The sequence below is a fragment of the Nocardia sp. NPDC058480 genome, from assembly GCF_042720495.1.
Taxonomy (GTDB): domain Bacteria; phylum Actinomycetota; class Actinomycetes; order Mycobacteriales; family Mycobacteriaceae; genus Nocardia.
In genome coordinates, this window is record NZ_JBHXMN010000024.1 from 58,780 (window position 1) to 65,398 (window position 6,619).

8 protein-coding genes are annotated in these 6,619 nt (G+C 66.1%); 4 read left to right on the forward strand and 4 right to left on the reverse strand.

The features are described 5' to 3' along the window. Positions 1–18: 18 nt before the first annotated feature. The 3 genes from ACFWO8_RS31960 to ACFWO8_RS31970 form a co-directional block, all read right to left on the reverse strand. Positions 19–1,047 carry a phosphotransferase gene (locus ACFWO8_RS31960; RefSeq protein WP_378973445.1) on the reverse strand — a complete coding sequence of 343 codons (1,029 nt, stop codon included), beginning with the start codon at positions 1,045–1,047 and terminating at the stop codon, positions 19–21. 221 nt (positions 1,048–1,268) lie between these two features. Continuing rightward, on the reverse strand, positions 1,269–1,583 hold the full coding sequence (locus ACFWO8_RS31965; protein WP_378973401.1) for a hypothetical protein: 315 nt from the start codon (positions 1,581–1,583) through the stop codon (positions 1,269–1,271). Between the two features lie 95 nt (positions 1,584–1,678). Next, positions 1,679–2,551 (reverse strand): TetR family transcriptional regulator, encoded by an 873-nt coding sequence (locus ACFWO8_RS31970; protein ID WP_378973407.1) that lies wholly within the window; start codon positions 2,549–2,551, stop codon positions 1,679–1,681. Between the two features lie 129 nt (positions 2,552–2,680). Between ACFWO8_RS31970 and ACFWO8_RS31975 the strand changes: the two genes are divergently transcribed. Genes ACFWO8_RS31975 through ACFWO8_RS31985 form a run of 3 tightly spaced genes read left to right on the forward strand, consistent with a single transcriptional unit; the run spans position 2,681 to position 5,255 of the window. Further along, positions 2,681–3,889 carry an acyl-CoA dehydrogenase family protein gene (locus ACFWO8_RS31975; protein ID WP_378973414.1) on the forward strand — a complete coding sequence of 403 codons (1,209 nt, stop codon included), beginning with the start codon at positions 2,681–2,683 and terminating at the stop codon, positions 3,887–3,889. Next, positions 3,886–4,908, forward strand: coding sequence for a phosphotransferase family protein (locus ACFWO8_RS31980; protein ID WP_378973419.1), 1,023 nt, complete (start codon positions 3,886–3,888; stop codon positions 4,906–4,908). Before ACFWO8_RS31975 ends, ACFWO8_RS31980 begins: the two co-directional genes overlap by 4 nt. Then, complete coding sequence (locus tag ACFWO8_RS31985; RefSeq protein WP_378973423.1) at positions 4,905–5,255, forward strand: SDR family NAD(P)-dependent oxidoreductase; 351 nt, start codon at positions 4,905–4,907, stop codon at positions 5,253–5,255. Before ACFWO8_RS31980 ends, ACFWO8_RS31985 begins: the two co-directional genes overlap by 4 nt. Before the next feature lie 103 nt (positions 5,256–5,358). Here the strand turns inward: ACFWO8_RS31985 and ACFWO8_RS31990 are convergent, their stop codons facing one another. Beyond that, positions 5,359–5,589 (reverse strand): hypothetical protein, encoded by a 231-nt coding sequence (locus ACFWO8_RS31990; protein WP_378973448.1) that lies wholly within the window; start codon positions 5,587–5,589, stop codon positions 5,359–5,361. A gap of 197 nt (positions 5,590–5,786) precedes the next feature. On the opposite strand from ACFWO8_RS31990, the gene ACFWO8_RS31995 reads away from it, so the two are divergent. Further along, positions 5,787–6,619 (forward strand): SDR family oxidoreductase (locus ACFWO8_RS31995; protein ID WP_378973427.1); only part of this gene is annotated, 833 nt, incomplete at its 3' end.

A 6,619-nucleotide genomic window follows, 5' to 3' on the forward strand; every position in this document is an offset into this window, starting at 1 on the left:
GCACGAGTTGGGATCCAGTCACAGGCCGGATTTCGCCAGGTCAGCAATAGCAGAGGCGGTATCGAGGTCGGCGTAAGCGGCCGAATAGCGTTGGGCAAGCGCCAGAGCGATATCGGGGCGTTGCCAGAATTCGCCCGCGCTGGCGGTGCACAGCCACAGTGTCAGACCGTGTGCGACCGAGGCGCGGTAGCCGTGACGGATCTGTTCGGAAGTCGGCTTCTCCCCGGTGGGGAGGTCCAGGGCATCGCGGTAGTCCCCAAGTAGGCGGTCCTCGGCGACACGGCGGTCCTCGATCGTGAGTGCGCCTTGCAGGAAGTAGCCCAGGTCCAGTGACCAGTGTCCGCGGCGGGCGACCTGCCAATCCAGGAAGCCGATGTGGGTGTCGTCGATGAGGTAGGTGTTGCCGATGTGGGCGTCTCCGTGCAGCAGTGTTTGCGGTCCGGAGGTGAGGCTGTGAATGTAGGGCTTCCAGATATCGTTGATCAGCTCACCGATGCTGAGCCTGGTCACCGCGGGTGGGCACTCCGGTCCGAGGCGGTCCAACGCGGCTTGGAGTGGGGCGATCTCCATTCCGTCCCATGGCACGAACGGTTCCAGCCATCCCAGAGCGGGGTGACTATCGAGTCGTTCGCCCCAGAAGCTGCTGTGCAGGCGCGCCAGTGCGCGGACTCCGCTCGCGGCCTGTTCGATCGTGAGGGGGCGGGTGGCGTCGCGCGGGTCGGCGTCGCGGAGGGTGAGGTCCTCCATGACCAGTAGGAAGTTCTCGGCTTCCTCGTCGATGAGTGCGGCGAAGACGGCGGGATGCTCTACGGGCAGGGCCACGCCACTGCGGAAGAGGCGTGGTTCGTGGAACATGCCGCTGGTGAGTGTGATGAGTTCCTTGTGGGCTGGGTCGGCGGCCTTGACGAATACCGAGGCCGGGCCCTGCTCCGCGCTGTCGTAGGTGAGGGCGAGTCGTGCCCGCCGATTTGTGCCGTCGTCGCGCAGTGCGATGTCGACCGTGGCGACCCGGACTCCTGGGTGGTGGCTGTTCAGTGCGGTGGTCATCCATTGCGGGGTGATGTGGTCCCAGTCGCGGGGGATCGGCAGATGCTCGACGGTCAACAGGGATCCTCCACTCGAAGCGTAAGTAAGATTCTCTGGTGGGAGAAGCAGATTCTCAGGCTACTCGCACATGTAGACCAACGTCCAGAAGTTCTCGCTGTCGCGACGACAGTCGCCGCCGGGCTCGGGTGGAGTTGAAGGGGGCTGAGGTTTCTACCAGGTTGCTAGAACAGAGATCCTGTCGAGAATCCTGAACCACCCCCACCGCTGCTGGGCGGGGGTACGTAGCCGATGGGTCGGTTGGGCGTCGATCGAGAAATCGGTGATGGGGGTGAACGTTCGGGCTCTGGCTGTCCGGCGCCGGTGTGCTGCTCGGGCTGCCGAAGTGCGCTGCTGGTCCCGCTGCGGAGTTTCCTTCGCGATGCCGAGCGGACGACGATTTGAACGAGCACGATCATCGGCAGGACGATTGCGACGAGATAAAACAAGATCGCGACGGCGGTACCGAACACGTTCTGCTCCAGTGCATTCGAGCTCATTGTCAAATTGTAGTCGCGTGCACCGACATGTTCCAGCAGGTGAGCTTTGCGGTCTCCTCCGCGATTGGCCGGCAGCTAATGCCTAGCCGTTAGTGTCACCGGCGGATGCCGAGCAGACCGAGGGCGAAGTCGGCGTAGTCGGTGGCGATCTGCTCCGGTGTGGCCGGGCCGTCGAGACGGAACCACTGCGGCAGGGCGGTGCACATCGTCGCGATCGCGCGTCCGGCGGCCCTCGCGTGCTCGGTGCTGCTTTTCGCCTCGATGAGCGCGGTGTCGATGTCTTCGTCGAGGAGGTGCTGGAGTTCGTTTCGGGACGCGGTGATTCGCTGTCGATTGCCGGGGTTGAGGCTGCGCATTTCGCTGGCGCCGATGAAGGCGAGTGCGTGGCGATGAGTGTGGAACAGGGCGAGTGCTTCGACTACTCGGGTCACCCGGTCGCGGCCGGTGCCCGCCTCGCGCCGGGCTGCGCCGACCCGCCAGTGCAGCTCGTCCATGGTCAGGTCGAGTGCCTGCACAAGCAGGTCCTGTTTGTCGCGGTAGTGGTGGTAGACCCCCGGCACGCTCATGCCGGCTCGCTGTGCGATCGACCGCATGGTGGCGCCGTGGTAGCCGGTTTCGACGAAGGAGTCGATCGCGGCGGACAGTACGGGATCGATATCCAGTGGCGGGAACTCGCGCCACGCGCGGGCCGCCTCGTCGACCGGATCGACGACGGCGCCGCGCTGCCGGGGCGGTGGTGTCCGGGCCGGTGGCTCGCCGATCAGCCACTGCGTCGTGGTGCCGAGTTCGGTGGCAAGCAGTCGGAGCCGGGGCACTGAGACGCCGGTCTTGCCGGTCTCGACGGCGCTGAGCGTGGCCGGGCTGACATCGATGCGGCGCGCGGTCTCCCGCAACGTCAGACCTGCCGCGAGCCTCGCCTGTCGCAGGCGTGCACCCAGATTGGCCGGTTCACCGTCTGGGATGTTCACAGTGTTCAGAATATCTGAACATCATTGCTGCCGCAATTCGGGCGCTTGACAGGAGTTATCGTCTCGTGTCAGTGTCATTTCTGTTCCATGCCGAACGAACGCTCGGCCTGCGATTATAGGAGTGGATCCGTGGCGATCGATCTATCCCATACGCCCGAGGTGCAGCGCCTGGCTGAGCGCACCGCTCACTTCATTCGTGACCGGGTTATCCCGCTCGACGACACGCACGACGGCGACATCGCCGCTGCGGGCGGCGACGCATTGCGTATCGACCTGCAAAAAGCTGCGCGCGAGGCCGGTGTGTTCGCACCGCATGCGCCGGTCGAATACGGTGGCCACGGCCTGGGGATGGCGGACCGCGCCCCGATCTTCGAGGAAGCGGGCTATTCCCTGTTCGGCCCGACGGCACTGAACATCGCCGCACCGGACGAGGGCAATGTGCACATGCTCGCCCATATCGCTGATCCCGCGCAGAAGGAGCAGTTCCTCGCACCGCTCGCACGCGGTGAGGTGCGCTCGGCCTTCGCGATGACCGAACCGGCGCCGGGAGCGGGCTCGGACCCCTCGGCACTGGCCACTCGTGCGGTGCGCGCCGAGGGCGGCTGGCGGATCACCGGCCACAAGTGGTTCATCACCGGCGCCGACGGTGCGGGGTTCTTCATCATCATGGCCCGCACCTCCGGTGAGCCCGGCGAGCGCGGCGGCGCGACCATGTTCCTCGCCCCCGCCGACAGTCCCGGTATCCGGGTGGGCAGGCATATCGACACCCTGGACCGGTCGATGGTGGGCGGTCACTGCGAGGTGTTCTTCGACGACCTGCTCGTCCCGGATTCCGCGGTGCTCGGCGCGGTCGACCGCGGCTTCGAGTACGCCCAGGTGCGACTGGGTCCTGCCCGCATGACGCACGTGATGCGCTGGCTCGGCGCCGCGCGGCGGGGCCACGATGTGGCGGTGGCGCAGGTGGCGCAGCGGCGCGGATTCGGCTCGCGGCTCGGCGATCTCGGCATGATCCAGAAGATGATCGCCGACAACGAGATCGACATCGCCGCCACCCGGGCACTGCTGATGCGCGCCTGCTGGGAACTCGACCGCGGCGAATCGGCGGCGAATGCCACCTCGATCGCGAAAACCTTTGCCGCCGAGGCGATCTTCCGGATCATCGACCGCAGCATGCAGATGTGCGGTGGCCTCGGCGTCTCCGCCGACCTGCCGCTGGCCCGGCTCTCGCGCGAGGTCCGTCCGTTCCGGATCTACGACGGTCCGTCCGAGGTACATCGGTGGGCCATCGCCAAGCGCGCGGTGAGCGCGGCCAAGCGCGCCCAGCAGGACGCCGGATGAGCCTGCCCGGTATGGATATCCCCGCACTGCAACGATTCCTGCGCGAAAGCGGCGTGCCGGTCCGGGGTGAGCTGCGGGTGGAACTGATCAGCGGCGGGCGCTCGAATCTGACCTACACCGCCGCCGACGACGACTCGACCTGGGTGGTGCGCCGTCCGCCCGTCGCCGGGCTCACCCCGTCCGCGCACGACATGTCCCGCGAATTCACCGTCACCGACGCACTCCAGGGCTCGGCGGTGCCGGTCGCGAAGACCGTCGCATTCGATGCGCACGGCACCGCACTCGGGGCCCCGATGACCGTGGTCGAATACGTCGACGGGCTGGTGATCCGCGACCAGGACGACCTCGCAACCCTGACCGACGACCAGGTCGAGGCGAGTGTGGCCGAGTTGGTGCGTGTTCTGGCCCGGCTGCACGAGGTCGACCCGCACGTGGTGGGGCTCGACAATTTCGGGCGCCCCACGGGTTTCGTCCAACGCCAGGTGAATCTGTGGGCGTCGCAATGGGATCGGGTGAAGACCCGGGAACTCGCCGATGTCGCGGCGCTCCACGCGGCACTGTCGGAGGCGGTGCCGCGTGAATCGGCGGCCTCGATCGTGCACGGAGACTTCCGCATCGACAACACGATTCTGGACGCGGCCGACCCGGGTAAGGTGCGCGCCGTCATCGACTGGGAGATGTCGACTCTCGGAGATCCGCTCACCGATGTCGCCCTGATGTGCGTGTACCGCTCGCCGGCGTTCGACCGCGTCCTCGGCTCGTCTGCGGCGTGGACCAGCGAGCGGATGCCGACCGCCGACATCTTGGCGCAGGCTTACGCGATGGCCTCCGGACGTGACCTCGGCGACTGGGGCTTCTACCTCGCGCTCGCCAACTTCAAACTCGGCGTGATCGGCGAAGGCATCACCCACCGCGCGCTACAAGGCTCCGGTGCTGGTGCCGCCGCCGAACGCGCGGCCGAGGCGACCCCGGAATTCATGGCGGCCGGACTGCGTGCGATGAAAGGACACCGGAGATGACCAAGTCCGCGCTGATCAGCGGCGCTTCCCGGGGCATCGGCCTCGGCATCGCGAATCGGCTTGCCCAGCAGGGTTATTCGCTGACCATCACCGCGCGCGATGCCGACCGACTGGACACCGTCGCCGCGGACCTGCGTGCCCGCGGCGCAGCCGAGGTGATCGCGGTCGCCGCCGACATGTCCGATGAGGAAGGCGTCGCGCGGGTACTCACCGCGCACATGGACCGGCACTCGACGATTGAGGCGGTCCAAGGGATTCAGGCGACGGATCAACCATCCGCCGGGCAAGGTGGATCCGAGCCATCTGATCAATGGGCCAGGGCGGTGCCCGGGGTGCCCCAGCGCTGATCCGGAAAGTGTTGAGTCACTGTTGAATTCGAACGGTAGCCACGCTACTTCGTCAAGGTTCGGACAGATCGGAATGTGGGCTTCCACCAGTTGGCTCTCCCCATCAGGACGACGGTCGCGGGTACCAGGAGCATGCGAATCGCTGTCGCGTCGAGCGCGATCGCCAACGCCATGCCGAGACCGGCGATTTCATCGAGCTCATGTGCGAGAGTGCCGCAGCCCCGGTAACGATGAGCAATACAAATGCGGCAGCGGTGATGATGCGACCGGTTTCGGCGATCGACTCTCTGATCGCCTGTGCTGTGTCGGTGCCCCTGTCGTGGGCTTCGATCATCCGGGACACCAGGAATAGTTCAAGCACGGCCTGTCTGTGCACTCCAGCCGGGGCACCGGCGTGATCGCGAGTTGGTGTGACGTAGATTGCCTCAGTACAGTCTGCCCGCTGTGGTGACCTCGTGGTTCGATCCGATGAGGGGTATTGGAATGCGATGTGCGATAACAGGTGCCACCGGGTTCCTCGGCATACACCTGATGCGGGAGTTGCTTTCCGGTGATGGCGGATTCACATTTCTGACCCGCCGCGATCCTGTGGCGACCATGGTCTCGTTGACGGAATCGCTGAATGCGATTGGAACGCCGGCTGAGCTTGTTGAGCAGCTGCCGGAGCGCTGCTCGGTGGTTCGCGTGGAGCTGACGAGCCCGCATTTCGGGCTGAGCAGCAGCCGATTTCATGAGCTGGCCGACAGCGTCGACGCGGTGTGGCATGTGGCGGCGTCGACGGAGCTTGCCTCCACACTCGAGGACATGCGCGCGGTCAATGTGACCGGCACCGCGCGTGTCCTCGAATTCGTCAGCGTGGGTCGGCGGCGCCCGGACCTCTTTCATATCGGTACGGCTTTCGTTGCCGGGCGTCGCGCGTTGCACGGCCGGGTCTTCGAGGAGGAACTCGACGACAGCGCCGGATTCGAAACCACGTACGAGCACTCGAAATATGAGGGCGAGGTCCTGGTGCGGGAATTCGCGCGCAGCAGCGGTCGACGGGTCGTGGTCATGCGGCCGAGCATCCTGATCACGGATCGCGCCCCGCATCCGGCGATTCCCGTGCACACCCTGTTGCAGCTGAACAGCAGCGCCGAGGCCGGCAAGCGGCTGCGCGGATTGTCCGGCAGTCGATCGCGCGCCAGCTTGCCGCCGCTGCGCTTGGTAGGCGACCGTCGCGGGCATTTGAACTTCATGCCGGTCGAAGAGGCAGCGAGCGCCATGGTCGGCCTTAGTGGTCCTGGTCGTAGGTTTTTCGGGGGTTCACGCGGCTGCTGGTTGTGCGGCAGGCTGGTGGTCGCAGCCGGTGTGCTGCTGGGAGTGCT